A 2,584-nucleotide genomic window follows, 5' to 3' on the forward strand; every position below is an offset into this window, starting at 1 on the left:
GCATTATTCAGGTATATTAATCGTAATTTAACTTAAGTTATAAAAAAGGCCAGCATCATGCTGGCCCCGGTAAATACCGAATTAAATTAGAGTGGCAAACTATCTTACAGAGGGTACAGCGTTAAAAATTCAATACCGTTGTTTAACGATTGCTCGGGCAGAATCAGCAATTATCATCACTGCCCCAGCCAACATTAACGTGTCTTTTAGCACCAGACGTCCCGCCCCCGATAAATACGGAAAACCGTGGTGTAAATCACCCAATGGCATAACCCATGCTTCCGGTGTGGTAATTAAAAACGACAAGGTGACAACCGGCGTTGCAAATGCCAGCACTCCCCCCATCAATCCTAACCACCGGCTGATCGGATTAGCAAGCACCAGCAGCGCGATAATAATTTCAACTACACCGAGCCCATTAGAGAAGCGATACGTATTATTCGCAGTTTGCCATTCTCGCTCTTGCGGTTTTAACTCACCTTCGTGCGTCAAATGCTGTTGGTATTCATTCGGATGTTCATAAAAGAATGACATCAGCGGGCTGTTTGCCACAAACGGTGTAATACTGTCAGCTTCATAAGGTATAAATTTCAATAAACCAATCCAGATAAAGACAATCGCAATACTCAGGCGAATCAAGGTTAATCCAATTCGATCCCCCTGCCCCAGTAAACGAAGATATTTTTCCATGACGGCTATCCTACTTGTACAAAATTGCAGTGGCATAAGTACTGCCATCAATTCTCATCGAGGTAATTCTCCATGAGGATGCCTGCTTTTCTTGCGCCAGTTTAGCAATGGCCGCTTCGACAACAGAAGGTGCCGCTGAAACAGCGGATACACTGACGTGGGCCAGTTCGGTTGGTGTCTGGGCCAGTACGGAAAAAGTCACTGGTGCCGCCAATAACGTTGTCATCAGTAGCGTCGTTTTAACCATGTTCATTTCTATTTCCATTCATTCGTAATTTCAGTACCGATATAATAAAACACAGCCACTAATTTCATTTATTCCAGAACGCCAGAATAGCTGTTCGATAGTATTGCTTTATAAAAGCATGATAAAAAAAAGCCCCACACAAGTGGGGCAAAGATGCAGACGCTATATTTATTATTGAACGAGAGAAAAAAGATCGTTTAATGACTCACTCATACTTGGATGGGTAAATATTTGGTCGCGCAATACGGTATAAGGTAAGCCGGCATCCATCACCGTTTTAATGATATTAATCATCTCATGCGAATCCACACACAGCAGTGAGACACCTAATATCTGCTGCGTATCCGTGTCCACCACCGCTTTAAGTACACCACGCGTATCATCCATGACTCGCGCCCGTGGAATCGCAGCGACGGGAAGCGTCACCACCTGTACCGCCGCACCACTGGCACGAGCCTGCTCTTCAGTCATCCCCACGCGGGAAAGCGGCGGTGTCATAAACACGGAATATGGCACATTTTGCCGATCGCCGGTGTTTCGCAGCCCTTCGCCTAACAGACCATCACGCACAATACGGAAGTCGTCCAGTGAGATATAGGTAAATTGCAGCCCCCCCGTTACATCTCCCATAGCCCAGATGTTATCCGCCGATGTCCGCAAATACTTATTCACAATAATGCCGCCACGATCGTTCACATCGACACCGGCTTTTTTCAGTTGCAGCTGTTCGGTCGCCGGCTTGCGGCCTGATGCGACCAGCAGTGCGTCAACAACCTGTTCCCCTTCCGGCATCTGTAGCTGCACCGCGCCATCATGAGACGAAACCGACTGCACCTTAGCATTGAGGATCAGCTCTACGCCTTTATCGCGTAAAATATCAACGATCGCATCGGCGATATCCCGGTCCTCACGGGGTAAAAACAGCGGTGCAGCCTCAAAAATAGTGACCTGACTGCCGAAGTTGGCAAACATCGACGCAAACTCAACGCCGATATAGCCCCCTCCCAGGATACCCAGGCGCTGTGGGCGTTGGGTCAAATTCAGCAACCCGGTGCTGTCAAAGACGCCTGGCGTACTGGATAATCCCTCAATATCCGGAATCGTCGACTGTGCACCGGTATTAATAAAAATCTTCTCACCGCTCAGCTCAATCGTTCCTGTCGATTGCATTACCCGCACGGTATGGTTGTCGACAAATTCAGCACGCCCTTCAATCACATCCACATTTTCCAGATCGGCCAGATTATGGAAGTTTTTATCGCGCAGAAAACTGACCACGGAAGTTTTACGTTGCATCGCAGTCGCAAAGTCATGCTGAAGCTCAGCATCGTGCACCAGGGCTTTGGTTGGAATACAGCCGATATTAATGCATGTTCCGCCATACATGGTGTTGGATTGCTCAATAATCGCTACCCGCCAGCCCGTCTTTGCCAGCGTAGCCGCCAGCGTCTTACCTGCTTTGCCAAATCCAATAATGATCGCCTGATACTGTTTCATACTGCCTCTCCGCAAAGTCATTGTTCATTTGTTACTCTGGATTATAGGCAGTGCCCTGTCAGGTCAGCATATCCATAACGCGCCACTTTCTGTTCAATCGTCTACAGCCATATAATAAAAATTTAAAAGCCTCCAGATAAAATATAAAGT

General features: G+C 47.3%; 3 protein-coding genes. All 3 read right to left on the reverse strand.

Annotated elements, in window-relative coordinates:
• Positions 1–129: 129 nt before the first annotated feature.
• On the reverse strand, positions 130–690 hold the full coding sequence (gene rclC, locus NNO02_RS22985) for a reactive chlorine resistance membrane protein RclC (protein WP_271455846.1): 561 nt from the start codon (positions 688–690) through the stop codon (positions 130–132).
• A gap of 10 nt (positions 691–700) precedes the next feature.
• A complete protein-coding gene (gene rclB, locus NNO02_RS22990) occupies positions 701–937 on the reverse strand; it encodes a reactive chlorine resistance periplasmic protein RclB (RefSeq protein WP_271455847.1) in 237 nt (78 codons plus the stop codon).
• A 171-nt stretch (positions 938–1,108) separates the two neighbouring features.
• Positions 1,109–2,434: a reactive chlorine resistance oxidoreductase RclA gene (rclA, locus tag NNO02_RS22995; RefSeq protein ID WP_271455845.1), complete on the reverse strand. Its 1,326-nt coding sequence runs from the start codon at positions 2,432–2,434 to the stop codon at positions 1,109–1,111.
• Between the last annotated feature and the right edge of the window lie 150 nt (positions 2,435–2,584).

This window comes from Citrobacter sp. Awk 2 (assembly GCF_028069815.1).
Taxonomy (GTDB): Bacteria; Pseudomonadota; Gammaproteobacteria; order Enterobacterales; family Enterobacteriaceae; genus Citrobacter.